This window comes from Chelatococcus sp. GCM10030263 (assembly GCF_042666455.1).
Lineage (GTDB): Bacteria > Pseudomonadota > Alphaproteobacteria > Rhizobiales > Beijerinckiaceae > Chelatococcus.
The window spans coordinates 209,514-233,820 of the sequence record NZ_JBHTDB010000002.1; the positions used below are offsets into that span (position 1 = coordinate 209,514).

Genomic DNA, 24,307 nt, shown 5'->3' on the forward strand with positions numbered 1-24,307 from the left:
CAAGTGTTTCGGGATGGGGAGCATGGTCCGTCGCGGGCCGGCGGCCGTGACCCGGGCGTGATGCCGAGAACAGTCGAAAACCCGTTGCTGCTGACGCTTGCAGTCGCAATGGCCCTCGCTCTCGCCGGGCTCGGCTTCGTGACCGTCGCGCCGAACCGCATCCTGAGCGGCCAATCGCTGCCGCTCTGGCAGGTCGTCTCTTCGCCGGCCGTGGTCGTCGTCGTCGTCGCGCTGATCGCGCTCCTGGCGGGCACGGCGCTCCTCCGCCCCGTCCCCGTCGCCAGCACCGCAAGCGCACTCACGGCCAGCCTTCTCCTCGTTGCGGCGCTCGTCCTCGCCGGCTCGATCGCGCGCGAGGTCGCAGCGAGCCGTGGCGCCGCGGTGCGCACGTCCCTCGGCGGGGCGTTCTGGGTGGTCACGGTTGCCTCGGCGCTCGCCGCCGCCGATGCCGTCAAGCGCCTCTCGCCCAAGCCGCTCGTGCATGCCGGCCTAGCCGCCGCAGCCGTCCTCGCGCTTGTCGCCCTGGCAATGGGCGGCGTCTTCGACGATCTCGCCCTCGCACATGAATTCGCGAACCGCAAACCCGTGTTCCGCGCGGAACTGCTGCACCATATCGGGCTCGTGATCGCTGCCCTGGTGCCCGCGCTCGTCATCGGCACCTGCCTCGGAGCCTTCGCGCTGATGCGACCGCGCTTCGCGGGCTCGCTCTTTGCGGTGCTCAATCTCATCCAGACGATCCCGTCGATCGCGCTCTTCGCCCTGCTCATCGGCCCGCTGACATCGCTCTCGGTCGCCATTCCCATCCTGCGCAGCCTGGGGCTGGCGGGCATCGGCACGGCGCCGGCGGTCATCGCGCTGTCCCTCTATGCGCTCCTGCCGGTTGCGCGAAGTGTCCATACGGGCTTCTCCAATGTGCCCGGCGATGTCGTGGACGCGGCGCGCGGCATGGGGATGACGCGGCTGCAGATCTCGCGCCAGGTTGCCTTTCCGCTCGCCCTGCCGGTGCTGCTCGCCGGCCTCCGTATCGTGGTCATCCAGCTCGTCGGCCTCGCCGTCGTCGCGGCGCTGATCGGCGCCGGCGGGCTCGGCACCTTCATTTTCCAAGGGCTCGGCCAGACCGCGGCCGACCTCATCCTGCTTGGAGCGCTCTCGACGATCGGGCTTGCGCTCCTCTGCGACCTCCTCATGAAGCTGCTCATCGCCGCTCTCACCGGACGGAGAGCAGCGTGATCACCTTCGAGGGCATTTCAAAGTGGTTTGGCGACACGGCTGCCGTCGACAATGTCTCGCTGGCCATTCCGGAAGGGCGAATTTGTGCGCTGGTCGGCCCGTCCGGCGCTGGCAAGTCGACGATCCTGCGGCTGACGAACCGCCTCATCGCTCTCGATCAGGGGACCATCTGCATCGAGGGCCATGACATCGCAGAGCTTGCCCCGGTCGCCCTGCGACGCCGCATAGGCTATGTCATCCAGTCGGTCGGCCTTTTTCCGCATTGGTCAGTGGCGCGCAACGTCGCGACCGTCCCGGTGCTGCTCGGCTGGCCTGCCAAGCGCGTCGCCGCCCGTGTGGACGAATTGATCGCGCTGGTCGGCCTCGATCCCGCCATTCACCGGGACCGCTATCCGGACGAATTGTCCGGCGGGCAGCAGCAGCGCGTCGGCGTCGCGCGCGCCCTTGCAGGCGACCCGGATCTCCTCCTGATGGACGAGCCCTTCGGCGCGCTCGATCCCGTGACGCGCGACGATCTGCAGGGCGCGCTCCTCGCGATCCAGGCGGCGACGGCGAAGACCATCCTGCTCGTCACGCATGATATCGACGAGGCGATCCGGCTCGCCGATCAGATCGCCGTGCTGCGGGACGGCCGCCTCATTCAGTTAGGCACGCCTCGGCAGATCCTGGAACATCCGCATAACGACTTCGTCCGCGAATTCGTCGGCGGCACCAAGCTCGGCCTGCGCCTCCTCAAGGTGGTGACGGTTCGCGACCGCATGCAGCCGACAGGCGAGCACTTACCATCGCCGGCGGATCGGTCCGCGATGATCGACGCCTCCGCCCATCTCGATGAGGCACTGGCGCGAATGGTCGCGACCGGCGCCCACAGCTTGCCCGTGGCTGATGGGGAGGCCCGCATCGTCGGCCGCCTCACCCTCGACGATATCGTCGGGCCTTCATGAGAGGACGGCTGTTGCGCCTGGCAGTGAGCCCGCCGTTCTGGGTCGGCCTCGCGCTCGTCGGCACGATCCTGTTCATGCCCCGTTTTGCGCCGCTATTTCACCACTGGTTTCCCACTTTGGAACGGCCGATTTATCAGCGGGCGAGTTTCGTCGCGCTCACTGCCTCGCATGTCGGGCTGGTGGCCGCATCGAGCGCCGTCGTCATCATCGTCGGTCTCTGCGCCGGCATTTTCGCGACCCGTACCGCAGGACGCCACTTCACCGGCCTGATCGATACCTTGACCGGCATCGGCCAGACTTTCCCGCCAACGGCAGTGCTCGCACTGAGCGTGCCGTTGATGGGCTATGGAGCGGAACCCACGCTCGTCGCGCTCATCGCCTATGGCACGCTGCCGGTGGTGGAAACGACGGTCGCCGGGTTGCGAGGTGTGGCACCGGCCATCCGGGAAGCGGCCGACGGGGCGGGCTTCACGCCGCTCGGCAGGCTCCTGCGCGTCGAGTTGCCACTCGCCGCTCCGGTCATCCTGTCCGGCGTGCGCACCACGGTCATCATCAATATCGGGACGGCGACGATCGGTTCGACCGTTGGCGCCTTGACGCTCGGCTCGCCCATTATCGAGGGGCTGTCGGGCTCGAACCCGGCCTATGTCATCCAGGGGGCGGTCGTGGTAGGGCTGCTCGCGATCTTCGCCGACTTGTTGCTGGAGGGCTTGAACCGCTGGTTTCGACGCAGAGCGCGCCGGGGCTGAGCCCTGCTCAGCGGAGCGGTCTCTCGTTCGGGGCGGGCCGGGATTCGCGCTCCGGGATGTTCATTTCGCCCTGATCAGTAGTCGTTGGAAATTCCCCGGCATTGGCGAGTGCCTCGATCGGTTCCACGGGCTCGCCGGCTTGCTGCTCCTCCACCGGGCTGGTGGCGTCGCCATGGCTTTCCTCGATCGCGACCAGTTCACTCGCCAGTTCCCAGTGATCCTGCGCGCGACCCTCGGGTTTCCCCTCTTCCAGCCAGAGCCGATAGGCCCTTTCGCGAATCCGCTGCTCCCGGTTGTCCAATGCGACCTCCATGGTTCTTTTTCGCCTGGATCAACGGGATTTCGGCTGTTCTGTTCCGCTCCTCTGGCTGCCGCACCTCGACCTCGCGGCCGTCAACTGACGGTCCGCTCCAGCTTTTTCAGGATATTGGAGAGAAGCGGACGCAGCCTCTGCCCACGCAGCACGCTCGCCAGGGGTGAGGTCGCGACCACCCAACTGCCGTCGATGCGTGCGACATGAATGAGCGCCTCGCCGTCGTCGCTGTCGCAGACCACCGCCCATGCGCTGCCGTCGTCGGCCCTGCCATAGGCGGTCTCGACGGAAAGCCCGGTCTCGATGAGACGCTGCTCCAGCCAAGCGAGGTCCTGCATGTCCTCCCGGCGGAGGCTGGTGAGATCAGAATCCCGCGGGGATGCCGGCGGGAATAGCCGTTGATAGTGAGGTGAAATCTCTTGCTTTTCCATCGGCCCGTCCTCCTCCGCGAGCGTATCCAAGCCCCGGATCGTCGGCATTACGCAACAATCGCGATGATCAAGCGTGGTGTCGGCCGAATGATTGCGCAGGTGAACCGGTTGATTCCCAAGAGCAATATGGCCGCCACCGACAGTAAGACCTATGCTACGGCACGTTCCCCTGTTTCGTTATTTTATTGACGTTCAGACGCCTCCGACTTGTGATAGTAGATCTTGACCTAGGCAGTATGATTCGTAAGTCCCCGATGGCACCAATTCCGACGGAACCGTGCCATAATCATACCGACCGACCGCTTCTGAATTCAGGAGCACAAATCGTGCCGACACGACGGAGGTTGCCCTTACCGGCCATCTCGGCTCAATTAACCATCTGACGGCCCTTACGTCCCCCTCTGTTCAAGGGGGGAAATGCTGATTTCGATCGATCAACATCCGGTGGTGAAGCTCAATGCGGAGGCCGGGCCACCGTCGTGAGCACAGGGAGAGGCGGGTGCGTTCTCTACTCGCAAGTGTAATCGCCGCTTTTGTGCTTGCCGGCGGCGCAGTGGCGCAGCAACGTCTTCCGGAGCCGACCGGTCCGGTTCTCTTGACGGTCAGCGGCAAGATATCCGTAATGAATGTGGGAAACACGGCGGCTTTCGACCGGGCCATGCTCGAGGCGCTGCCGCGGCACCAGCTGAAAACGTCGACGGTCTGGACCGACGGCGTCAAGACCTTCGACGGTGTTCTTCTTCGGGATGTCCTGGCGCGTGTCGGTGCTGCCAAAGGTGAAGGCACCATCGTCAAGGCAACGGCGCTCAACGACTATTCCATCGACATAGCCGTTGCCGATTTTGATCGCTTCGACGTGCTGCTCGCATGGAGCATGGACGGGGAGCGGCTCACGGTGCGGGACAAGGGCCCGTTGTGGATCGTCTATCCGCGCGATCAATTCAGTGAGCTGCATGATGAGCGATACGATCAGCGCTGGGCCTGGCAGTTGAACCGGCTCGAGGTGAAATGAAACAGCGCCGGTCCGCGCAACGCACTTATTTCGCCGCGGGTGCGGCGATCCTGACCTTTGCCGTCTTCCTCGCCTTTGCGTCCTTCCGCATCATGCAGGTCGAGCGAGACCTCACCAGCGCTTTCGGCGAGGATCTCATGCACGCCATCCTGCAGGCCCAGCACCACGGCTATCGCCTGGCACTCGACGCGCGCCGCTGGGACGAGGAGCACACGCCTGCCGCCGCCGAACAGGTGCGGATGCAATATGATCTGCTGTTGAGCCGACTGCAGCTTTTTCGCGAGGGGCAATGGCGTCGTGACATCGCGGCTGTCGGGGCCAGCGAAGCGCTCACGGCGCGCAGCATGACCGTCATTGCCTTCGAACCACGTTTGGTTGCCGCACTCACCAGCCGCAGCGCGCTCACGCCGCAGGTTCTTGAGGCCGTCGAGCCCTTGATCAGTGAGTTGCGCGAGCTCGCCCGCGAGCTCGTCTATGAGGAGCGCGTGCGCCACGGAGCCGCCCAGGACCGCTACCGCCGCACACTGCTTGATGTCATCGGGTCCGTGCTCGGAATTCTGGTGAGCGGCACCGTCCTGTCGCTGCGCCTCATCCAGGAGTTGCGCTACAGGAGCCGGACCGAGCAGAAGCTGCGTGAACAGCATGATTTTTCATCGCTTCTGCTCGCGTCGAGCGGCGACGGCATCGTTGCCTTCGACAGGGATTTGCAGTGCACCCATTGGAATGCGGCGATGACGCGGCTGCTTGGGATAGCGCCGCAAAACGCCGTCGGGACCCGCCTCGACGCGATCCTGCCCTTTGCCGACGATCATCCCTTCATGGCCGCCCTGAGGCGCACGATCGACGGCGTCGACGTCTTTTTGCCGGAACAGGATCTCTCGGAGACGGGACGCTTTCTCGAAACCAACAGCTTCCCGCTGCGCTTTGCAGGCGAGGTCATCGGCGGCATCGCGTTCGTCCGGGATGTCACCGAGCGAAACCAGGCGCAACGGGAGCTTGCGCGCCACCGCGACCAGCTGGAAGTCCTGGTCGAGCAGCGAACGGCGGATCTGCAATATACCGAGCGCCAGCTCGTCTCGGCCATCAATACGGCGCCTGACGGTTTCGCGGCCTTCGCGGCGGACGGCCGGCTTCTTCTTGCGAACGAGCGCATGCGATCGTTCTGGCGCGACAGCAGCCTCTCGGACGGCGATCTGACGCTCGATTCGATCGTTGCAGCGACCGGCCCCAGCGATGCGGGTTCCGACGTTCCCCTCGCGCCGGTCGCCGATGGCGAGAGCTGGGAACGGCGGCTGACCTCAGGCACCTGGATCCAGGTGAACGTCCATGCGATGCCCGATGGTGCCAAGCTGATGCGCGCGTCCGACATCACGCCCTACAAGCAGGCGACGATCGCGCTCGAAGGCGCCCTGCGGCAGGAGCGGCGGCTCAGCATCTTCTATCGCGACTTCGTTTCGGCGGTGTCCCACCAGTTTCGTACGCCGCTGGCGATCATCGATTCCAGCGTGCAACGGATCATGCGCCGCGGCGATCTGATGGATGCAGCCGAAATCCGCCTCCGGGCCGAGAAGGTGCGCAGCGCCGCCGGTCGTCTCCTGCAGCTCGTAGAAAGCACGCTCAATTCCGCCAAGCTCGACGCCGGACGTTTCGATTGGCGACCGCGCGCCTGCGATCTCGCCGAGCTCATTCGGGACGTCTGCGAGCGCCATCAGGAGCTGGCGCCCGAGCGCAAGTTCCAGATTCGCATCGGACCGCTGCCGCAGGTGCACTGCGATCCCATTCTCATCGATCAGGCGATCGGCAATCTCATTTCGAACGCGGTCAAATATTCCCCGAACGACACGAGTATCGAGGTGGAAGCGACGACCGGCGGCGACTCAGTCCGCATCGCCGTGCGGGACCATGGCGTCGGCATTGCCGCCGACGAGGTGCCGCGGCTTTTTGAGCGCTTTTTCCGCGCGCGAACCGCCGAGGGTGTGGCGGGAACGGGGATAGGGCTCCATCTCGCGCGGCAGATTACGGAGCTGCACGGCGGCGATATCCTGGTCGAAACGGCGGAGGGGCGCGGATCGACCTTCACCCTCACGCTGCCCATCAAGGAAACGGCCGAATTGAGGATGAGCGCATGATCTGCAGTCGTGAGGCCTCGCGGCGGGAGCGCCCGCTCATACTGCTCGTCGAGGACGAGGACGACTTGCGATCGGATCTGGTGGAGGAGTTGCAAGCCGCCCATTATCGGGTGATCGAGGCAGCCGATGGACAGGAAGCGCTCGCCATCCTCGACTGCGAGCGTCCCGATCTCATTCTGTGCGACATCACCATGCCCTGTCTCGGCGGCTATGAGGTGCTGGCGGACCTGCGTCAGAAGCGGCCGCACCTCGCCGAGGTGCCGTTCATCTTCTTGACGGCGCTCGCCGACCGCCGCGACGTCATCCAAGGCAAGCGGGCGGGCGCCGACGATTATCTCGTCAAGCCCATCGATTTCGACGTGCTTCTCGCAACGATCCAGGCGCGGCTCGACCAAGTGATGCGCATGCGCAGCCAGGCGGAAAGCGACAAGACTGCGCTTCTGGAACTCGCTGCCCGTCGGGCGAGCGAGGTTTTCGGCCAGATGGCCGAAACGCTCAATCGGCTCGCGGCCGGCGTCATCCTGCTCGACAGCACCGAGCGGATCGTCTTCGTCAATGCGGTCGCGCGCCAGATCCTGGACGAGGACGATGGTCTCGCCATGTCGCCGGGCGGCCTGCGCGGCAGCTTCCTGCAGGAAAGCCAGGCCATCAAGCAACTCCTCAAATGCATCGACGAGCCCGGGGCCGGCGAAGGCCGAGCCCGTGGCTTGGCCCTGCGCCGCCCGTCGGGGCGCCGCCCGCTGCTCTTGTTCGCTTGTGCCCTCACGAGCGAGCGCCCACGGGATCCGACGCAGCCGACCTTCGCCGTTTTCGTCACCGATCCCGAGCAGCGGCCGCGCTGGCGCGAGGATCTCGCCCGCGACCTCTATGGTCTGACGGCGGCCGAGGCACGTGTGGCGCTCTCCCTCGCCGAGGGCAAGCGGCTCGACGAGATTGCCGAGGATTTCGGCGTCGCCCAGACGACGATCACCTTCCATCTGCGCAATCTCTTCGCGAAAACGCAGACGAGCCGTCAGGCCGACTTGATCGCGCTCTTTCTCATCAGCCCGATCGCCTTCGATCAGCCGGAGCGGTGATTGGGGAGCCTCAGCTTTTCAGCCGATATCCGGTCTGGAAAATCCAGCCGAGGATAGCCAGGCATAGGGCGAGGAAAACGAGGGTCATGCCGACGCTGATCCCCACATGCACATCGGAGATGCCGTAGAAGCTCCAGCGAAAGCCGCTGATCAGATAAACGACCGGGTTGAACAGCGCGATTGTCTGCCAGAACGGCGGCAGCATGTTGATGGAATAGAAGCTGCCGCCGAGAAAGGTGAGCGGCGTGACGATCAGCAGCGGCACCAGCTGCAGCTTCTCGAAGCCGTCGGCCCAGATGCCGATAATGAAGCCGAACAGGCTGAAGGTGATCGCGGTCAGGACGAGGAAAAAGAGCATCCATACGGGATGCTCGATCCTGAGCGGCACGAAGAGCGCCGCCGTCGCCAGAATGATCAGGCCGAGAATGACGGATTTGGTCGCGGCCGCGCCGACATAGCTCACCACGATCTCGAAGGCTGACACGGGCGCCGACAGCACTTCGTAGATCGTGCCTACGAATTTCGGGAAATAGATCGCGAAGGACGCGTTGGAGATGCTCTGCGTCAGGAGCGACAGCATGATGAGCCCGGGCACGATGAAGGCGCCGTAGCTCACCCCCTCGATCTGCTGCATGCGATGACCGATCGCCGCGCCGAACACCACGAAATAGAGCGATGTGGAGATGACCGGTGCGATGATCGACTGCAACAGCGTCCGCCAGGCGCGCGCCATCTCGAAGGCATAGATCGCGCGGATCGCGTGGATATTCATGCCCCGTCCCTCACCAGGCTGACGAAGATTTCCTCCAGCGAGCTCTGGGTCGTCTGCAGGTCCTTGAACCGGATGCCGGCCGCGTTGAGATCGTGGAGCAGCGCGGTTATTCCCGTCCGCTCGCCCTGGGTGTCGTAGCTATAGACGAGCTCGTGGCCGTCATTGGCGAGTTCGAGCCCATAGGCGGACAGACCCTCGGGAAGACGCTCCAGCCTGGCCTGCAGGATGAGCGTGAGGCGTTTGCGGCCGAGCTTGCGCATGAGCTCCGCCTTCTCCTCGACCAGGATGATCTCGCCCTTGTTGATCACCCCGATCCTGTCGGCCATCTCCTCGGCTTCCTCGATGTAATGCGTCGTGAGAATGATGGTGACGCCGTTCGCACGCAGCGCCCGCACCACGTTCCACATGTCGCGCCTGAGCTCCACGTCGACACCGGCGGTCGGCTCGTCGAGGAAGAGGATCGCAGGCTCGTGCGCCAAGGCCTTGGCGATCATGACGCGCCGCTTCATGCCGCCGGAGAGCGTCCGGATCGGGCTGTCGCGTTTGTCCCAGAGCGCGAGGTCCTTGAGCACCTTTTCGATATAGGCGGGATTGGGCGGCCTGCCGAACAGCCCGCGGCTGAAGTTAGCCGTCTTCCAAACCGTCTCGAAGGCATCGGTCGTCAGCTCCTGCGGGACGAGCCCGATCTTGGAGCGTGCCGCGCGGTAATAGGTCGAGATGTCCTGACCGTCGGCGAGCACCGTTCCTTCCGAAGGCCGAACGATGCCGCAGATGATGCTGATGAGCGTCGTCTTACCCGCACCATTAGGGCCGAGCAGCGCAAAGATCTCGCCGCGGCGGATCTCCAGATCGATGCGCTTCAGCGCCTGGAATCCCGAGGCATAGGTCTTGGACAGATTTGAGACGGAGATGGCGGGCTGCATGGGACAAGGGCCGGAGCGGGAGGGCACGAGGCGGTCCGAGCCGCCCTGCACGGGGTGCCTCCCGTTACACGAAACATCGTTATGATCAAGCGTTTCGCCCGCAGAATCGGGCGCATCCCGCGCCGCGCCGTCAGGCAGAGGCGGCTTGCTTGGGCTTGGAAGCGACCGGCTCCAGGGCTTCGGCGACTGCCTGGTCGACACGTTCGAGCCAGACGAATTCGAGGCGTTCACGCGCATCCTCCGGAATTTCCTCGAAGTCCCGCCGGTTGCGGGCGGGCAGGAGAACGCGCGTCAGCCCCGCGCGGGCGGCGGCAACCACCTTCTCCTTGATGCCGCCGACCGGCAGCACCAAGCCGCGTAGACTGATTTCACCCGTCATCGCTGTGTCGTTGCGCACAGTCCGGCCCGTGAGGGCGGAGACGAGGGCGACGAACATGGCGACGCCGGCGCTTGGGCCATCCTTCGGTGTGGCGCCTGCCGGAACGTGAATATGAATGTCGTTCTTTTCGAAAAGCACGGGATCGATGTTCAGGTCGGCCGCCCGGCTCTTCACGAGGCTCAGTGCCGCTTGCGCGCTCTCGCGCATCACCTCGCCGAGCTGGCCCGTGAGAATGAGCCGGGCGCTGCCCGGCGTGCGCGTCGCCTCGATGAAAAGAATGTCGCCGCCGACAGGCGTCCAGGCGAGACCGGTCGCAACGCCCGGCACGCTGACGCGCATCGCCACCTCGTCCTCGAAGCGCGGCGGTCCGAGCAATTCGCCGACGTTGTCCACGCCGACATGGGCCTTCTCCGCGCTGCCCTCGGCGATGCCGACGGCGATGTGGCGCAACGCCCGACCGATCTCCCGTTCGAGACTGCGCACCCCCGCCTCACGTGTGTAGCTGCGGATGATCGCCATGAGCGCGGCATCGTCGATCTCGGCCTGGTCGGGCTTGAGCCCGTTAGCCTCCAGCTGGCGGCGCACGAGATAGCGGCGGGCGATCTGAAGCTTCTCCGAATCGGTATAGCCGGCGAGGCTGATGATCTCCATGCGGTCGCGCAGCGGACCGGGAATGGTGTCGAGCATATTGGCGGTTGCGATGAACACCACCCGCGACAGGTCGAAGGGCACGCCAAGATAATTGTCGCGGAAGGTCGAATTCTGCTCGGGATCGAGCACTTCGAGCATTGCCGATGACGGGTCGCCCTGGATGCCGGCGCCCATCTTGTCGATTTCGTCGAGCATCAGCACGCAACTGCGCGAGCCGGCCTTGCGGATCGCCTGGATAATATTGCCGGGGAGCGCCCCGACATAGGTGCGCCGGTGGCCGCGGATTTCCGCCTCGTCATGCACGCCGCCGAGGCTCACGCGACCGAAGGCTCGCCCCATAGCGCGGGCGATGGACTGGCCGAGCGAGGTCTTGCCGACACCCGGCGGACCGACGAAGCAGAGAATCGGCGCCTTGCTTTCGGGCGCGAGCTTGCGCACGGCCAGATATTCGATGATGCGCGTCTTGATCTTGTCGAGGCCAAAATGGTCCTCGTCGAGGATGCGGCGGGCCTCGGCAATGTCGATCGGCGCGTCCTCGCCAAGCCCCCAGGGCAGCTCGATGAGCCAATCGAGATAGGTGCGGATCATGCCGTATTCGGCCGAGGCGTCGGGCATCCGTTCGAGCCGGCGCAGCTCCTTGCGCGCCGCCTGCTCGACCTCCTGAGGCATATTCGCTTTCGCGATCGCCTCGTTGAGCTCGGTCATCTCCTGCGCCTTGCCGTCGCCTTCGCCGAGCTGGCGCTGGATCGCCGCCATCTGCTCGCGCAGCAGCACCTCGCGCTGGCGCTCGTCGAGGGAGGCCTTGGTCTGGCGGCCGATTTCCTGGGAGAGCCTGAGCACTTCGAGCCGCTGGGCGAGAATGCGGGCGACCTTGCCCATGCGCGCACGGAGATCGATCGTCTCCAGAATGTCCTGCTTCTCGTCGGGCGAGGCGTCGATATAGGCGGCGACCAGATCCGTCAGCGCCGCTGGCGACGTCGCGCTGGTCACGGCGGCAACGAGGTCCTGCGGGGCCTGCGGCAGGAGCTGCAGGGCCTCGGTGGCCTGCCCCTGCAGATGGACGAAACGAGCCTCGATGTCGCGCGATTGATCCTCCGGCTCGTCGATGCGCCGGATGCGGGCGGCGATGAACGGCTGTTCCCGAACGAATTCCTCGACGTAGAAGCGCCCTTCGCCCTGGCAGATGAGATGGTGGGAGCCGTCCGGCGCCGTGACGTAGCGCAGGACATTGGCGACGACACCCATCCGATGGAGATTGAGCGGTGACGCTTCGGCCTCCTCCGGACCGCGCTGCATGAGGACGCCGATCTGCCGCCCCAGACGCACCGCCTGCTGGGCGGCGGCGATCGATCCGGGCCGGCCGATCACCACCGGCATCACCACCCCGGGGAAGAGCACGAAATTGCGCACCGGCACGATGATGAGCGCGTCGGCGGCAAGCTCGACGGCCCTATCGCCGCCGTTGCCGGCTGGCGCGCCCCCGGACTCCGCCGCAAAAAGAGGCTCGCGATGATGTGACATGGCGCTCGGCATGGCAAAGGCCCCGATCAGACGATCTTACGTAAGACGATGAGGAGACAGCCGTTGACCATGGTCGGCGGCGCCACCTCGTAACGGCCGGCAGGCAGCGGCAGTTGCCGCTCGAAATGCCCCTGCGGCAGTTCGAGGCGGTGGATCACGGCGGTCCGGAGTTCAGGGGGCAGCACCCGCTCGCCGGCGATCATGAGCACGCCGTCGTTGATCGTGACCTTGATCCTCGCGGGATCGACGCCGGGAAGGGCAGCGAGCACCAGCAGCTCGTCCTCGGTTTCCAGCACGTCAAGCGGCGGTTCCCAGCGGGGCGTGCGGGCCTGGCCCGGCGCGGGCCGGAACATCTGGCGTTGCATCCGCTCGGCGCGAACGAGCATCTCGACAGCATCGGACCACATCCAGGCCCGTGGGTCCCGGTTCTTCATGCCTACCTCCGTGGCGAGCCGCAACGCACCACGCCAGTTAATGTGGGAAGAAAGGTGCTGGCAAACCAGAATATAGAGTGGACATCCCGATACGGGAGCCCTCCGCACGGAAGACTGCGTCGGCTCCACGGCACGCTCAGCCTCCGGGTCCAAATTTTGTGCAGTGCCGCATTCTGTTTGCACCGCGGCATCTTGCCACGATGACACCACAATAATTTCGGAATGAAACTCGGGAGTTCAATTATGGCGGCGATCCTGCGCGGCCAAAAATGATCGCCCTGACGGTACTGCTGGACCGGCAGTGTGATCGGAATGAAGGCGTCATGAAGGCGGATGTGACGACACCCGATGGACTTGGAAGCGCGGATGCGCGCCCTGCCGGGCTGCGCGGCATGCAGGCGCGACGGCGCAAGCGCATTCTGGATGCCGCGGACGAGCTTTTCGCCCGCCAAGCCTATGCCGACGTCCAAATGGACGACCTGGCCCAGCGCGCCAAGGTGGCGAAGCCGACGATCTACCGCTACTTCGCCTCCAAAGAGGAGCTGTTCCTCGAGACGATCGCCGGCGTGCTGACGGGGGTGCAGGAGAAGCTCGAGGGGCTGGCTGCCGCCAATGAGGACCCCTCCGCCGTTCTCGAGGATGCCATCGTCGTGCTGATGGAGGCCTTCGGCCGCTGCGCGGCAGCGCTGAATGCGCTCGAGGGGACGGACCCGAGCCTCGGCTCACGTGGTCGCCGGACCATGCGGCAGCGCATCTCGGCTTTGCGGGGGGTGGTCGCCGGCATCGTCGAGCGCGGCGCCGCAGCGGGGCGCTTTGCGCCCCTCGATGCGGAAATCGCCGCCATCGTGATCCTCGGTGCGGCGCGGCTCGGTGCCGTCAGGATCGACGCCAGTCGCCGGCGCGCCGGCGCAAGCGCCATTGCCGACATGTTGATTCATGGCCTCGGAGCGCGTCCGGACGCGGTGGTCGCGTCGGCTGACCCGAGCCTCAGGAAATGGGCGAAGCGATGAGGAAGGGCCTACTTCTGGCAGGCATGGTGATCGCCCTCGGCGGCGCCGGTGCGGGGCTCCTGCAATGGAGAGCGGCCGCCGACACGCCCGCGAAGACGCAAGCTCCGGCTCAGCCGCGGGCCGTCCCGGTGGTGACCCGCGAGGCCGTGGAGGGCGACTTCCCGATCCGCCGGCGCACCATCGGGCGGATCGAATCGCCCGCAACCGTCGTGATCAAGGCCCGGATCGACAGCAAGGTCGTTGCGCAGAAGGTCACGGACGGCCAGATGGTGAAAGCCGGCGACGTGCTCTTCACCCTCGACGATGCCGAAATCCGCGCGGCCATCGCGCGCGACCAGGCCTTGATCGACAAGGACCAGGCGGTGCTCGCCCAGGCCTCCGCCGACCTCGAGCGCATGCAGGCGCTGGTTGGCAAGAACGCCGTGTCGCGCGCCCAGGTCGATCAGGCGGTCGCGACGGCGAAGTCGGCCGAGGCAACCCTTGCAGGCGACAAGGCGAGCCTCTCGACCGACCAGCTGAAGCTCGGCTACACGGTATTGACCGCGCCGATCGACGGCCGTATCGGCGCCGTGCGGGTCTCGCCGGGCAATCTCGTCAAGGCGAACGACGACGCCTCCAGCCTCGTGACCATCACCCAGATGGATCCGGTCCGCGTGGTCTTCACCTTGCCGGAGCGGGATTTCCCCGCCCTGCAGGCAGCGGCCGGCCAGCCGGTGGCTGCACCGGTGCGCGTTTTCCGTCCGGGTAGCCAGGACGTTCTGGCGAGCGGCAAGCTCGACTTCATCGATTCCACCGTCGATGCGACCTCCGGAACCATCATGGCGAAGGCTACCCTCGCCAATGCCGACCTGAAGCTCTGGCCCGGCCAATATCTCGATGTGGAAATCGATCTCTCGACCATGCCGAACGTGGTGAGCGTGCCGACCGTGGCCGTGCAGCAGGGACAGGACGGGCCTTACGTCTTCGTCGTGAAGCCGGACGAGACGGTCGCGGTGGCGAACATAACGACGATCGGCACCATCGGCGAGACCACCGGTCTCTCGGCCGGTGTTTCCGCCGGCCAGCGGGTGGTGACCGAGGGGCAATTGCAGCTCACGAACGGCGTCAAAGTGCGCGAAGCGACCAAGAGCGACGCCGGGAGCCAAGCCAAGAGCTAAATCCGGACAGGACCACCGCTCGCGAGCACGCCATCAGGATCAAGCGCGATGAATATTTCTGAATATTGCATTCGCCACCCCGTCGCGACGATCCTCTTGTCGGTCGCGCTCGTCGTCGTCGGCGTCTTCGCCTATGGCTATCTGCCGGTCGCGGCGCTGCCGCGGACCGACTTCCCCGTCATCAATGTGTCGGCGCAGCTGCCCGGCGCCTCGCCCGACACCATGGCGACATCGGTCGCCACACCGCTCATCAAACAGTTCGCGACCATCGACGGCATCGACACGATTTCCTCGACGAGCGCTCTCGGCTCGACCTCGATCGCCATTCAGTTCAATCTCGACAAGGACATCGATGTCGCCGCGGCGGATGTTCAGGCGGCCATCACGCGCACGCAACGCCAGCTGCCCGACGACATGACGACCCCGCCGAGCTACCGCAAGGTCAATCCGGCGGATGCGCCCGTGCTGCTGCTTGCGCTGACGAGCGATCTCGCCCCGATGTCGGAGCTCGACGCCTTCGCCCAGCAGGTGATCTCGCCGTCGCTGTCGACCATCGAAGGCGTGGCGCAGGTGCTCGTCTTCGGCAGCCAGAAGTATGCCGTGCGGATCCAGATCGATCCCGGCGCGCTCGCGTCCCGCGGCATCGGCGTCGACGAGCTCCAGACGGCGGTCACCGCAGCCAATGCCAATACGCCGGTCGGCACGCTGCAGAACCGCAACCAGAGCCTCACCATTCAGGCCAATACGCAGCTCGACAACGCCGCCCAGTTCGCCGACATCATCATTGCCACCCGCAACGGCAAGCCCGTGCGGCTCGGCGATGTGGCGCGGGTGATCGATTCCGTCGAGAACGATCAGACGCAGAGCCACTACAACGGCCAGCGCTCGATCGTTCTCGCCGTCCAGCGTCAGCCAGCGGCCAATACGGTCGATGTGGTCGACAAGGTGAAGGCGATGCTGCCCGTCTTCCAGGCGCAGCTGCCGCCCTCGGCCTCCATTCACGTCCTCAACGACCGCTCGAGCTCGATCCGTGAAGCCGTGCGCGACGTGCAATACACGCTCGGCCTCACCATCGCGCTCGTCATTCTCGTCATCTTCGTCTTCCTGCGGCGGCTGACGGCGACCTTCATTCCGAGCATCGCGGTGCCGATCTCGATCATCGCGACCTTGGCCGCGATGTATGCCTTCTCCTTCTCGATCGACAATATCTCGCTGCTCGGGCTTACGCTCGCCGTCGGCCTCGTGGTGGACGATGCGATCGTCATGCTGGAGAACATCGTCCGGCATATGGAGGAGGAGGGACTATCCGCCTTCGATGCGGCGCTGCGCGGCAGCCGCGAGATCGGCTTCACGATCGTGTCCATCACCATGTCGCTAGTCGCGGTGTTCATTCCCGTGCTGCTCATGGGCGGTGTCGTCGGGCGGGTGTTCAACGAATTCGCGGTGGTCGTCACGTCGTCCCTCGTCGCCTCCGCCTTCGTCTCCTTGACGTTGACGCCGATGCTGTGCTCGCGCGTTCTGCGCATCCCGAAGCACGGCACACCGCCCAGCCTGTTCGACCGCATTCTGGAGGCGCCCTTCGCCGCCATGCTCAAGGGCTATGACGCGGTGCTGCGTCTGTGCCTCAAGGCGCAGCCCGTGGTCTTTCTCGTTTTCCTCGCGACGGTAGCGGCGACCGTCTATCTCTTCATGACCATTCCGAAGGGCTTCTTCCCGCAGGAGGACATCGGCCAGCTGCAGGTTTCGACGGAGGCGCGCCAGGACATTTCCTTCGACGGCATGAAGCTGCTGCAGGCCAAGGTCGAGGATGTCTTCCGCAAGTCGCCCTATGTGACCGACGTCGCCTCGATCGTCGGGGCCACCGGCGGGGGCGGCGCCCAAGGGTTGAATTCCGGCCGCATGTTCGTGGAGTTGAAGCCGAAGGATCAGCGCCCGGCCATGAACGTGGTGCTGCGCGACCTCAGGCGCCAGCTCGTCACCATCGCCGGCATCAACACCTATATGGTGCCGGTGCAAAATCTTCGGATCGGCGGGCGCTCGTCGAAGAGCCAGTATCAGTTCGTGATGCAGGGCCTCAACCAGCAGGAGCTCTATGCCTGGTCGCAGAAGATGGCGGATGCCATGAGCCGCGACCCGACCTTCACCGACGTGACGACGGATCTGCAGAACAGCGCCCTGCAAGCGACCCTCGTCATCGACCGTGACAAGGCGCGCAGCCTCGGGATTTCCGCGGACCAGTTGCGCTCCACGCTCTATTCGGGCTTCGGCACGCGGCAGATCTCGACGATCTACACGACGAGCGACAGCTATGAGGTGATCATCGAGTTCGATCCGCGCATTCCCTGGAACGCGCAGCGCCTCGACCAGATCTATGTGCATTCGGAGAACGGCGGGCTCATTCCGCTCTCGACGATCGCCCATGTCGAGCGCACGGCAGGCCCGCTGACCGTCAACCAGCTCGGACAGCTGCCAGCGGTGACCGTCTCCTTCAATCTCCCGGCCGGCGTTGCCCTCGGCCAGGCGACGGACCGCATCGACGCGCTGAAGGCGGAGATCGGCGTGCCGGTCACCATCTCCTCGAGCTATTCCGGCACAGCACGCACCTTCCAGCAGTCACTCGGCAACCAGAACCTGCTGCTGCTGGCGGCGGTGATCACGATCTATATCGTGCTCGGCATCCTCTACGAGAGCTTCGTCCATCCGCTCACCATTCTCACCGGATTGCCGGCAGCGGTGGTGGGAGCGCTCGGTTCGCTCAAGCTTCTCGGCATGGATCTGAGCCTGATTGCCATCATCGGCGTGCTGATGCTGATCGGCATCGTCAAGAAGAATGCGATCATGATGATCGATGTGGGGCTCGCCCTGCAGCGCGAGGGCATGCCGGCGCGGGAAGCGATCTACAAGGCCTGCCTGATGCGCTTCCGGCCGATCATGATGACGACCTTCGCAGCCCTCATGGGCACGCTGCCGATCGCGCTCGGCGCCGGTGCGAGCTCCGAGCTCAGGCAGCCGCTCGGTGTTGCGGTGGTCGGCGGCCTTATCGTCTCGCAGGTGCTGACGCTCTTCATCACGCCCGTGCTGTTCCTCTACATGGACCGGCTGTCGAACGCCCTGCTCGCGATCCCCAGCCTCTTCAGGCGCCGGCCTCGCGAGGAACGGGACAAAGCGGCTGAGGTCCCGGAAGGCCTGCCGCATCCCGCGGAATAGTAGTCAGGTTTCGCGGACTTCCCACGAAAGCCGGACAGCATCGCGCCTGTGCTGCCCCATCCCTGTGAAGGGCGGGCGCGCGTGCGCATCCATCGGCCGCGAAAAACCGCGCCGGCAGTCGCTGCCGGCCGCGCGCTTCCCGCCGTTCGCCCCGCTCGCCCTGACCAGCCGCCAAGTCCCTGACGGGCTTTGGCCGGGACCTCGTCCATGGTCGTGATCGCCTGCAGGACCATCTGGATCAGCGGTGCTTTGGTGAAGCAAAATCCTGTCTAGATCCGCCGTGTTCGCACGGCCTCACAGCCATCGCCAATAAATTAGCCAACTCACCAAGAAACCAGATCAAAAGCCGAAGGTCAGTTTGCGCGCACGCGCGTAGATCGGGGACATAATTTGGCCATGAGCCAACTTGTCGCAGGTGCGGATCGCACCGCCTGCACGGCCGCGTTCCCGCCGCGGCTTGCTAACGCCGCGACGGTCACTTGTGATTGGAAGATTAAACATTTTTGCTCGCGCCTGCAGGTCGGATAGGCACCAAAGCCGCTCAGTAGTTTGGGCGAACTCCTGATTCAAAAGAGCGTGTTTGAGAGATTTCTCGAAATTTAACTTGACGATATGTGGTATCCTGCAACTAATAGATACTGGCTGTTGACACAAGTTCCAGCTCATCAAGAGACAAACTCTGTGACCGTTTCGTCGGTGACGGTCGCGTGCGACCTAACGACAGGTCAATACCAACATCCCTCGTTAACGATCTGGAGTTTAACATGATTTCGACCTGGACAGGTGAAGTAGATGCCAAACTCGAAGCGGGTCAACGTACCAGCTTTATGGTTAACAAAGGCGATATTCTCCACGCCGTGGCGACGGGGTGGGTGAGCTACAATTCCGGTGCCACCACGGTCGGACCTCAAGGGGACAAGAACCATCCCAAGACGGGCCTCATCTGCCAGGAGGCTTTCGCCGCAGCGTTACTCGGCAAGATCGGCGACCACATCTTCCCAGTGAATACAGGGCTTTATCGCTGGCCCGCCCCTATGAGCGGCGAACTCATCTTTTTGGTCAATGACCAGCCCGGCATGTATGGTGACAATTCCGGCTCGTTCACCGTACAGGTTGGCAAAGAACCCTTTGGGTAAAGTGACAACGGCCAGAAACAACTAAGCTGCTGGCACCAATATATCGTCGATGATGCGTGCATTCGCGTGGCGACAGCCGCGTACGGCAGCTTATTGTCTGGTTAAAATTCAACATGTTGATCCAATGTAGCTCGTGCAACAGCTCGAGCTACGTCGGAATGCCTGCGAACGCTTCCAGCCTAAGAACAATACCTGAGCATTCCCCCCCTCAAGTTTTGGAGATATTCTCATGGCTAGTGAAACAGGCGCAGCCCCCGGAGTTACGCACGACCAGCTCTATCAGCTTCTGCAAAACGCGGCCAATGATGCAATGGCTGTGATCAACTCGGGGCCCGGTGCTGTGGCTCCGCGGATGACCCAGTATCTCGTTTCTCAGCTTGATCCCAAAATGCCGCCAAACTACGAGGTGTTCTTGACGGTTACCGGGCATAGCGGTCCATCCTCATGGTCTTGGGGCAAAGGCGAGAAAATGTTCGCCGGGACTGCGTTCTGGATGGGCGACGCCGGAGTGCTTCCGGGCATCGGCGCGACCTACGGTGTATGTTGCACCGTTATGTGGGGTGCGGCCTCCCAACCCCAGCCGGAACCGTCGCCGACCGGCGATCTCAAGCTTCCGCCCCACACCAAGGTCGGCGTGACGGCGCTCGTCAACTCCAGCGCCGAACAGTTCATCACGATTTCGGTCGACGGCTCGCCCGTGGCCAAATTCAAAGGTCCCGGCACCCAGGATAAAAACCTGCTCACGCAGATCTTCGATACGGGCTCTGGCAATGTGAGCGTCGACGTCGAAGCAAATGGGAAAAAATCGGCACTGGTAAACGGCAGCTACGCGCTCAAAGGCAACAATTTCGCTTATGTACTGTCGGAAGATGGCACCGATAACGATTACAACGACGTTATCCTCATGTTCAATTGGCCGCTGGGGTGAGTTAAGCGCCTGCTCGGAGAAAAAGCGAAGCCGACCGGTCGTCGTTCGACCGGTCGGTATTCTGGGTGAGAGAGCGCCGGTCGGACTTCAGAGTTTTCCTTCCGAAAGCGCTTTAGATGCGCTTGACCGGCATACAGGCGGCGATAAAGGATCTAATATGGCCGGCCAGTTCCGCTCTCGCCCAGGCGGGTGTCAGGCTGTGGTCGGCATCGGCGATGAAGCGTACACCGAAGCCCGGATAGCGGTTGAGCCCCTCGCCGGCCGGGCCGAAATGAGCCGTCAGCGCCTCGATGCCGGGGTCGTCGCGGCTGTAGACGAGGAGCCCTTTCGCCCCTCGCCGGCTCAGATCCGCAAACCAGCGCCTGATGCGGTCGGTCTCGGTTTCGCGGCCGGACAGGCGACCGGCGATGACGCTCAGCTTTTTCGTGCAGCGTTCGGCCTCGCGCGTCAGGAGCCCGACGAAGACATGCAGAGCGTCGATCTTGCCGGTGAAGAGCTGACGCCAAGTCTCGCGCTCGAAAAGGCGGCGCCGGTAAAAGGCGGTGGCGCGAACGATGCGGCGGTTGACCACATCGAGCGACGTGCCGGGCTTCCAGATGAAATTGTAGAGATTGACCGCGATGAAGCCGATGAGGCGCGTGTCGCGCACCGTGGCATGGAGGCTGAGATAGCCGCCGGCGCATAGCCCCATGGCAATAAAGGGCCCGAGCCCTTCGGCTTGCAGCCAATCGAGCGCCGCTGTCATGTCGCGGAACGGCCACTCGCTGTAGAGCATCTCGCCCTGGCGATTCGGATCGGCCGGGCTGTCGCCGAGCCCGGCGCAATCGAAGCGAAAGGATGTGATGCCCTCACCGGCCAGTTGCCGGGCGAGCTCGACCGTTCCGCGCGCCCAACCGAAGCGGGGATTGCGGCCGCCATTGGCGATGACGAGCACAGGGCTCGCCGGCAGCGGCTCCGCCGGCCGGCAGATCACGCCGACCAGATCCGTCGGCCCGAACCGCACGACCCTCTCGCGAAAATGCGCGGTTGCGAGCTCCGCGGGCCCTGCGGTGATCGCGCAGGCGGGGCTGTCCGGCGCGTCCTCCGTGACCCAGCGCGCGATCCGTGGCCAGACAGGCGGCACCTTGGCGGTCGTCGGATCCGACAGCATGGCGTCGTAGCCGATCAGCGCATCGGTCTCGACCCGTGCGCCGAGATGGCGCAGCCGGTCCTGCAGGCGCCGGTCGCCGACTTGCAGCGGCGCCTCCGCGACGAGCACCCGCGGCGCCGCCAGCTTGGCCGATTGCAGCGTATCGATGCTCTTCAAGTCATCCAGCATGGCGCCGGTAAGGACCAAACCGCCGACCTCGAGGCCGTCGGCCTCGTCGCTTCCCTTCTGAGTGGCGGTGGCGCGCGCCATGAGCCGGGACTGCATCTTAAGCTCGCGTAGATAGGCCTTGCCCGAGAGAACCGGCGCGAGGAGCACGAGGCGGACGATATGTTCCCGCTCTTCGGCGACGGCGAGCGCGAGTGCAGCGCCGAGGCGCAGGCCGACGAGCACGATTTCGCTCACCCCGGTTTGTGCCTTCAAGGTCGCGATGGCGGCGATGATGCTGTCCTTGTAAGCGTCGAGGCTCTGCGCCTCCGGATCGAGCGAGTCGCCCGCACCGGGATAATCGAAGCGCAAGGTCGGGCATCCCCAGAGGGCGATTTCCTCGGCGAGTTCGTACCAGCTGCGATAGGCGCAGAGCCCCTCATAACCGGTCGCGCCGCACAGCACGACGCCGCGCCGGCCCTTCGGCGTTCCGCGCGCCTCGTGCAGCCAGCCAAGGCAACCGCCGAAAGTGACCGGGATCATGGCGGCGCTCCATAGCGGACCGCGCCGATGGCGTTGACGGCAGCGATCATGCCCGCCGGCTGGGCGTCGCGGCCCGGCTGCCGCGGCCGGAGCCGAATGCGTCGCGCATCACCCGGCGCCAGGTGGAACCAGTTGTCCTCGGGCTGGAAATGCGGGTCCTGGAGATGAACCGACTGCGCCAGCCGGTCGGTTTCGAGAGCGAGGAACCAGCCCTCCCCGTCACGTGCGAGGTCGGCGCGGATCCCGATGACATGGCGATCGGCCTTGCGGCCGAGCGGGAAATGGAACGCCTCCGCGACGAGCGCACCGGTTGCCCTGTCGGTGAGGCGCGCCACCGTGACATCGTGCGACGGCGGGCCGAACCGATAGCAATAGGTGGTGTCGAAGAAGGCACCGAACAGCGTGGTCGCCTTGATCTCCTCGCCGCTGCGGGGGGCGAGCGTCAATTCGCGTCGGCCCGTGACAACCGGAACGGCACCGTCGCGCAGGCATGTCAGCGTCAGCGCGAGGTCCTTAGCCTGAGCCGTCTCGTTGAGGACATGCACGGCAAGGCCGTTGACGCCCTCGTCGGTCAGCGTGATCTGCACGGGCCGGAAGGCGCGCTTGAGCGCCCAGTAAGCCGGCTTTGGTTCGCCCGTTGCATCGACCACGCCCCAGCCGGCGCCCGCCCAAGGATCCTTGAAGAGGAAGACCAGCGCGCCCGCCGTCGGTGAGCGTGAGCGACGCCACTCGGCGAAGGTCTCGGCCATCACCTCGCCGGTGACGGCGCGTGACAGGTCGAGATAGCGCGTGGGATCCTCACGGCGCAGCCGGGCAGGATCGACACCGTAGAGCTCGCCCAAATAGTGGTCGCGGACATCCTCGAAATCCCAGGAGGCGCCGCGATCGCGCGGCACGCGTTCCTTCCAGCGGGGGTGATGCACGGCCGGCACCGCGAGCGCGGCATCGAGCGTCGCCTCTTCCGGCACATTGGCGAAGGCGAGACATTCGGCGGCAAAACGCACCTCGGCGCGGCGCGCGTCTGTCAGCGGCCGGCAATAGGCTCCGACACCGTAGTAATGGGTGACGCCAGAATCGGCGACGAAGGGCAGCTCCCCACCGGAGGGCGAATTCTCGATATAGGGCACGTCCGGCCTGAGCGCGGCGACCGCCGCGGGCAGGATCTCCGCCGTGAGCGGGCTCGTCCAGGCGGATGCCGGCAGGCCGAGCATCGCCGCCTGCTGCGCCATCTCGCTGCCACCACTGAGGACCGCGAGCGCCGGCGACATCTGGGTGCGTGTGAGAAACTGCTCGGCCTCCCGGCGGACCGACGCAGCAAAGGCCTCGTCAGCGACCGGATAGTCGAAATTGGCGAACATGAAGTCCTGCCAGACGAGGATGCCGAGCGCATCGCAGAGATCGAAAAAGGCGTCGGACTCGTAGATCGCAAACCCCGGCACGCGCAGCATGTTCATGCCGGCATCGCGCGCCAGCCGAAGATGCGGCTCGTAGTCGGCGCGCGCCCCGCCGAGACCGACGATGTCCGGCGGCGTCCAGCAGGCGCCACGGCAGAACACGGGCTCGCCGTTCACCCGGAGCGCAAAGCCGTGTCCGTCAGCACCATGGTCGATGGCGAGATGTCGGAACCCGACATGGCCGAGATCGATCTCCTCGCCCCCTACCTGCAGCGCAACGGGATAGAGATGCGGCTCGCCATGCGTATGGGGCCACCACGGGTGGACGTTGTCGATCGCGAGGCTCGCCGCGAAACGCTCCGGCCCGACGCGCTGCATGACCGCGGTCGCGCCGCCGCAGCTGAGCGTGACCCGTTCCCCCACGCCGACGCCGGAGAGCGTCACGGTCGCGCGTAACACGCCGGACGAGCCTTCCAGGAAGGCCCGGACCTCCTTCTGCACGACCTGCGCGCCGCCGTCCGGCGTGAAATAGACCGGGCGCCAAGGGCCGACCGCATGCACGGGCGGACACCAGCCGGGCATATGGCCGAGGAGTGTCGTGCGGACATTCCTGAGACCCGGCGGCTGGATCATCGCCGGGCGCCAGCGAGCACGCTTTGCCGGCTTGTTACTGATCTCGTCGAGAGCGGCAAAACGGATAAGGAGGTCATGTTCGCCGGTGAGCACGACCGGAACGGCATGGGCCAGGAACATATTGTCGGAAGCGAGGATCCGCTCGCCATCGATAAAGACCTCGGCGAGGGTCGCGAGCCCCTCGAACTGGAGCACCCCGCGCCCTTCAGCCCTGAAGCGCGCGCGCCACCAGACTTCCCGATCCATCAGGGACATCGGCTCATCGAGCGACCAGCGCCCCGCCTCGCGCAAAGCGGCAGCGCTCGTGCCGGGCGCAATCGCCGCCACCCATTCCGCAGCCGACGGAAGCGCCGCCGGCTCGTGCGCGGTCCCAGCCGGCAGGACCGTCATCTGCCAGACTGAAATCGGAATGGAATGGCGGGATCTATCCATGGCGGCAGC

General features: G+C 65.0%; 19 protein-coding genes. 11 read left to right on the forward strand and 8 right to left on the reverse strand.

The window, feature by feature from the left end; translation table 11 throughout:
• The first annotated feature begins 60 nt into the window (after positions 1-60).
• Genes ACFQU1_RS00955 through ACFQU1_RS00965 form a run of 3 tightly spaced genes read left to right on the forward strand, consistent with a single transcriptional unit; the run spans position 61 to position 2,923 of the window.
• The gene (locus ACFQU1_RS00955) at positions 61-1,230 is read left to right on the forward strand and encodes an ABC transporter permease (protein WP_378128335.1); all 1,170 of its coding nucleotides are present in this window, start codon (positions 61-63) and stop codon (positions 1,228-1,230) included.
• The gene (locus tag ACFQU1_RS00960; RefSeq protein WP_378128336.1) at positions 1,227-2,174 is read left to right on the forward strand and encodes an ABC transporter ATP-binding protein; all 948 of its coding nucleotides are present in this window, start codon (positions 1,227-1,229) and stop codon (positions 2,172-2,174) included. The genes ACFQU1_RS00955 and ACFQU1_RS00960 overlap by 4 nt, the downstream gene beginning before the upstream one ends.
• A gap of 11 nt (positions 2,175-2,185) precedes the next feature.
• The gene (locus tag ACFQU1_RS00965; protein ID WP_378128337.1) at positions 2,186-2,923 is read left to right on the forward strand and encodes an ABC transporter permease; all 738 of its coding nucleotides are present in this window, start codon (positions 2,186-2,188) and stop codon (positions 2,921-2,923) included.
• Between the two features lie 7 nt (positions 2,924-2,930).
• Here ACFQU1_RS00965 and ACFQU1_RS00970 read toward each other — a convergent pair whose 3' ends face one another.
• Together ACFQU1_RS00970 and ACFQU1_RS00975 are read right to left on the reverse strand one after the other, a co-directional pair.
• A complete protein-coding gene (locus ACFQU1_RS00970; RefSeq protein WP_378128338.1) occupies positions 2,931-3,236 on the reverse strand; it encodes a DUF2934 domain-containing protein in 306 nt (101 codons plus the stop codon).
• An 80-nt stretch (positions 3,237-3,316) separates the two neighbouring features.
• Positions 3,317-3,574, reverse strand: coding sequence for a hypothetical protein (locus ACFQU1_RS00975; protein ID WP_378128339.1), 258 nt, complete (start codon positions 3,572-3,574; stop codon positions 3,317-3,319).
• Between the two features lie 592 nt (positions 3,575-4,166).
• On the opposite strand from ACFQU1_RS00975, the gene ACFQU1_RS00980 reads away from it, so the two are divergent.
• From ACFQU1_RS00980 to ACFQU1_RS00990, 3 genes are read left to right on the forward strand one after another with little or no spacing between them, the layout of a single operon-like run.
• Positions 4,167-4,679: a molybdopterin-dependent oxidoreductase gene (locus ACFQU1_RS00980; protein WP_378128340.1), complete on the forward strand. Its 513-nt coding sequence runs from the start codon at positions 4,167-4,169 to the stop codon at positions 4,677-4,679.
• Entirely contained in the window at positions 4,676-6,808 is a 2,133-nt protein-coding gene (locus ACFQU1_RS00985; protein WP_378128341.1) for an ATP-binding protein, read from the forward strand. Before ACFQU1_RS00980 ends, ACFQU1_RS00985 begins: the two co-directional genes overlap by 4 nt.
• Positions 6,805-7,884: a response regulator gene (locus tag ACFQU1_RS00990; protein WP_378128342.1), complete on the forward strand. Its 1,080-nt coding sequence runs from the start codon at positions 6,805-6,807 to the stop codon at positions 7,882-7,884. The genes ACFQU1_RS00985 and ACFQU1_RS00990 overlap by 4 nt, the downstream gene beginning before the upstream one ends.
• 10 nt (positions 7,885-7,894) lie before the next feature.
• Here ACFQU1_RS00990 and ACFQU1_RS00995 read toward each other — a convergent pair whose 3' ends face one another.
• The 4 genes from ACFQU1_RS00995 to ACFQU1_RS01010 form a co-directional block, all read right to left on the reverse strand.
• Complete coding sequence (locus ACFQU1_RS00995) at positions 7,895-8,656, reverse strand: ABC transporter permease (protein ID WP_378128343.1); 762 nt, start codon at positions 8,654-8,656, stop codon at positions 7,895-7,897.
• Complete coding sequence (locus tag ACFQU1_RS01000; RefSeq protein WP_378129694.1) at positions 8,653-9,579, reverse strand: ABC transporter ATP-binding protein; 927 nt, start codon at positions 9,577-9,579, stop codon at positions 8,653-8,655. Before ACFQU1_RS01000 ends, ACFQU1_RS00995 begins: the two co-directional genes overlap by 4 nt.
• A 130-nt stretch (positions 9,580-9,709) precedes the next feature.
• Positions 9,710-12,130, reverse strand: coding sequence for an endopeptidase La (lon, locus tag ACFQU1_RS01005; protein WP_378128344.1), 2,421 nt, complete (start codon positions 12,128-12,130; stop codon positions 9,710-9,712).
• A gap of 26 nt (positions 12,131-12,156) precedes the next feature.
• On the reverse strand, positions 12,157-12,564 hold the full coding sequence (locus ACFQU1_RS01010) for an Hsp20/alpha crystallin family protein (protein WP_378128345.1): 408 nt from the start codon (positions 12,562-12,564) through the stop codon (positions 12,157-12,159).
• 323 nt (positions 12,565-12,887) lie between these two features.
• On the opposite strand from ACFQU1_RS01010, the gene ACFQU1_RS01015 reads away from it, so the two are divergent.
• The 5 genes from ACFQU1_RS01015 (at position 12,888) to ACFQU1_RS01035 (ending at position 20,002) form a co-directional block, all read left to right on the forward strand.
• Entirely contained in the window at positions 12,888-13,574 is a 687-nt protein-coding gene (locus ACFQU1_RS01015) for a TetR/AcrR family transcriptional regulator (protein ID WP_378128346.1), read from the forward strand.
• Positions 13,571-14,731, forward strand: coding sequence for an efflux RND transporter periplasmic adaptor subunit (locus tag ACFQU1_RS01020; RefSeq protein WP_378128347.1), 1,161 nt, complete (start codon positions 13,571-13,573; stop codon positions 14,729-14,731). Before ACFQU1_RS01015 ends, ACFQU1_RS01020 begins: the two co-directional genes overlap by 4 nt.
• 48 nt (positions 14,732-14,779) lie before the next feature.
• Complete coding sequence (locus tag ACFQU1_RS01025; protein ID WP_378128348.1) at positions 14,780-17,938, forward strand: efflux RND transporter permease subunit; 3,159 nt, start codon at positions 14,780-14,782, stop codon at positions 17,936-17,938.
• 764 nt (positions 17,939-18,702) lie between these two features.
• Positions 18,703-19,074: a LecA/PA-IL family lectin gene (locus ACFQU1_RS01030; RefSeq protein WP_378128349.1), complete on the forward strand. Its 372-nt coding sequence runs from the start codon at positions 18,703-18,705 to the stop codon at positions 19,072-19,074.
• A gap of 229 nt (positions 19,075-19,303) precedes the next feature.
• Positions 19,304-20,002: a fucose-binding lectin II gene (locus ACFQU1_RS01035; protein ID WP_378128350.1), complete on the forward strand. Its 699-nt coding sequence runs from the start codon at positions 19,304-19,306 to the stop codon at positions 20,000-20,002.
• Between the two features lie 112 nt (positions 20,003-20,114).
• On the opposite strand, the gene ACFQU1_RS01040 is transcribed toward ACFQU1_RS01035, so the two are convergent.
• Together ACFQU1_RS01040 and ACFQU1_RS01045 are read right to left on the reverse strand one after the other, a co-directional pair.
• Positions 20,115-21,839, reverse strand: coding sequence for an alpha/beta fold hydrolase (locus ACFQU1_RS01040; RefSeq protein WP_378128351.1), 1,725 nt, complete (start codon positions 21,837-21,839; stop codon positions 20,115-20,117).
• Positions 21,836-24,298: a glycoside hydrolase family 2 protein gene (locus ACFQU1_RS01045; RefSeq protein WP_378128352.1), complete on the reverse strand. Its 2,463-nt coding sequence runs from the start codon at positions 24,296-24,298 to the stop codon at positions 21,836-21,838. The genes ACFQU1_RS01040 and ACFQU1_RS01045 overlap by 4 nt, the downstream gene beginning before the upstream one ends.
• Between the last annotated feature and the right edge of the window lie 9 nt (positions 24,299-24,307).

What these genes read in the sequence shown, in the direction of transcription:
- ACFQU1_RS00955 (WP_378128335.1), top strand. Translation starts at nt 61, where the DNA reads ATGCCGAGAACAGTCGAAAACCCGTTGCTGCTGACGCTTGCAGTCGCA.
- ACFQU1_RS00970 (WP_378128338.1), bottom strand. Translation starts at nt 3,236, where the DNA reads ATGGAGGTCGCATTGGACAACCGGGAGCAGCGGATTCGCGAAAGGGCC.
- ACFQU1_RS00975 (WP_378128339.1), bottom strand. Translation starts at nt 3,574, where the DNA reads ATGCAGGACCTCGCTTGGCTGGAGCAGCGTCTCATCGAGACCGGGCTT.
- ACFQU1_RS00985 (WP_378128341.1), top strand. Translation starts at nt 4,676, where the DNA reads ATGAAACAGCGCCGGTCCGCGCAACGCACTTATTTCGCCGCGGGTGCG.
- ACFQU1_RS00990 (WP_378128342.1), top strand. Translation starts at nt 6,805, where the DNA reads ATGATCTGCAGTCGTGAGGCCTCGCGGCGGGAGCGCCCGCTCATACTG.
- ACFQU1_RS00995 (WP_378128343.1), bottom strand. Translation starts at nt 8,656, where the DNA reads ATGAATATCCACGCGATCCGCGCGATCTATGCCTTCGAGATGGCGCGC.
- ACFQU1_RS01000 (WP_378129694.1), bottom strand. Translation starts at nt 9,579, where the DNA reads ATGCAGCCCGCCATCTCCGTCTCAAATCTGTCCAAGACCTATGCCTCG.
- lon (WP_378128344.1), bottom strand. Translation starts at nt 12,130, where the DNA reads ATGTCACATCATCGCGAGCCTCTTTTTGCGGCGGAGTCCGGGGGCGCG.
- ACFQU1_RS01010 (WP_378128345.1), bottom strand. Translation starts at nt 12,564, where the DNA reads ATGAAGAACCGGGACCCACGGGCCTGGATGTGGTCCGATGCTGTCGAG.
- ACFQU1_RS01015 (WP_378128346.1), top strand. Translation starts at nt 12,888, where the DNA reads ATGAAGGCGGATGTGACGACACCCGATGGACTTGGAAGCGCGGATGCG.
- ACFQU1_RS01020 (WP_378128347.1), top strand. Translation starts at nt 13,571, where the DNA reads ATGAGGAAGGGCCTACTTCTGGCAGGCATGGTGATCGCCCTCGGCGGC.
- ACFQU1_RS01025 (WP_378128348.1), top strand. Translation starts at nt 14,780, where the DNA reads ATGAATATTTCTGAATATTGCATTCGCCACCCCGTCGCGACGATCCTC.
- ACFQU1_RS01030 (WP_378128349.1), top strand. Translation starts at nt 18,703, where the DNA reads ATGATTTCGACCTGGACAGGTGAAGTAGATGCCAAACTCGAAGCGGGT.
- ACFQU1_RS01035 (WP_378128350.1), top strand. Translation starts at nt 19,304, where the DNA reads ATGGCTAGTGAAACAGGCGCAGCCCCCGGAGTTACGCACGACCAGCTC.
- ACFQU1_RS01040 (WP_378128351.1), bottom strand. Translation starts at nt 21,839, where the DNA reads ATGATCCCGGTCACTTTCGGCGGTTGCCTTGGCTGGCTGCACGAGGCG.
- ACFQU1_RS01045 (WP_378128352.1), bottom strand. Translation starts at nt 24,298, where the DNA reads ATGGATAGATCCCGCCATTCCATTCCGATTTCAGTCTGGCAGATGACG.